The sequence below is a fragment of the Halomonas sp. AOP30-A1-24 genome (assembly GCF_052378165.1).
In the GTDB taxonomy this organism is placed as follows: Bacteria; Pseudomonadota; Gammaproteobacteria; order Pseudomonadales; family Halomonadaceae; genus Vreelandella; species Vreelandella citrativorans.
The window spans coordinates 1-1,093 of the sequence record NZ_JBQSXL010000086.1; the positions used below are offsets into that span (position 1 = coordinate 1).

At 58.1% G+C, this 1,093-nt stretch carries 1 protein-coding gene; it reads left to right on the plus strand.

Going from position 1 to position 1,093, the window contains the following annotated elements:
* Positions 1-107 precede the first annotated feature (107 nt).
* On the plus strand, positions 108-1,093 hold a 986-nt coding region (locus ACT3TJ_RS17980), incomplete at its 3' end, for an IS110 family transposase (RefSeq protein WP_444622838.1).

The window sequence follows — 1,093 nt, forward strand, 5'->3', positions numbered from 1 at the left end:
CGCTTACCCAATGGGATGGACTCCTCCTCACCCTACTCCGGCGTCTGTGCGCCATACTGATAGGTGGGTTGGACAACTATCAGCGTTGAGAGTCAGGAGAAGCCCCTATGAACATTAGTCGAGTAGGTGTTGATATCGCAAAGTCTGTTTTTCACGTTCATGGCGTTGACCGACATGAGCAACCTCAGTGGCGAGGCAAATACACCCGTGCCAAGTGGCTCGATGCGGTTTGTCGCCGTGTTCCCCAGGGCGCGATCATTGGCATGGAAGCATGTGCCACAGCGCATTACTGGGCACGTCAGCTCCAGGCGCGTGGCTACCAGGTCAAACTGGTGGCTGCCCAGTTCGTAAAACCGTACGTCAAGACGAATAAAAATGACCGGGCCGATGCTGAAGCGATTTGTGAAGCCCTCGGCCGACCCACGATGCGCTTCGTGGCGATAAAATCGGTTGAGCAACAGGATGCTCAGGCTACCCACCGAATCCGGGAAGAACTCATCAGTCAGCGGACGGCCAAGGCCAACCAGATCCGTGGTCTGGTCGGGGAGTATGGCTTGATTGCTCCCACGGGTATCCAGCAATTGCGGCGGGCGCTACCACTTTGGCTGGAAGATGCCTCTAACGGGCTCAGTGACCACTTTCGTCGCTTGCTGGCGGAGTTGGCGAACGACTTACGCTACCTTGATGATCGTGTAGAACAGTTAACCACGGCCATTGAAAAACATGCCAACACCGACCCCGTTGCCAGGCGTCTGATGACGCTGCGCGGCATTGGTCCCATTACCGCCAGCGCTCTGGCCGGTGTGCTGGGTGACGGCACTATCTATCAACGTGGACGCGACTTTGCTGCGTCATTGGGGCTTACCCCGCGTCAGCACAGCACGGGCGGACGAGAGCGCCTGCTGGGGATCAGCAAGCGAGGCAACGGGTACCTGCGCAAGCTGCTGGTGCATGGCGCACGATCCGTTCTCCGTTATGCGGTGACGCAGGAAGACGGTCTGAGTCAATGGATCAAACGGCTTGCCATGCGAAAGCATCGCAACGTCGCGATTGTGGCGCTCGCCAACAAGACGGCTCGCATGGCGTGGGCCAT